1 pseudogene is annotated in these 306 nt (G+C 71.2%); it reads right to left on the bottom strand.

Annotated elements, in window-relative coordinates:
• Positions 1-306 (bottom strand): annotated as a pseudogene (locus tag KVT45_RS55275) (acetoacetate--CoA ligase); the annotation flags it as partial.

Below are 306 nucleotides of genomic sequence, written 5' to 3'. Positions count from 1 at the left end.
GCCACACGCCGGGGTAGGTGTCGAAGTAGCTGTCGTGGTAGCGGCTGCCGTCGGGGGCGTTCCAGAAGCGGATCGGCATGGAGGGCATGGGGTTGGTGACGACCAGTTCGCCCACTTCGTCGATGGCGGGACGGCCGGCCGGGTCCCAGGCCTGGAGGTCGGTACCGAGGCCGGGTGCCTGCGGTTCGCGGGTGTAGACGGGGAGGGTGGGTACGGCGCCCGCGAAGCAGGAGCACACGTGGGTGCCGCCGCTGACGGAGCCGACCCAGAGGTCGTCGCGGACCTCGTCGTGCAGCCAGCGGAAGC

Source organism: Streptomyces sp. GbtcB6, assembly GCF_019091475.1.
Lineage (GTDB): Bacteria > Actinomycetota > Actinomycetes > Streptomycetales > Streptomycetaceae > Streptomyces > Streptomyces hyaluromycini.
Note: the sequence above shows the minus strand (reverse complement) of the source record. Positions and strands in the feature narration are given on the sequence as shown.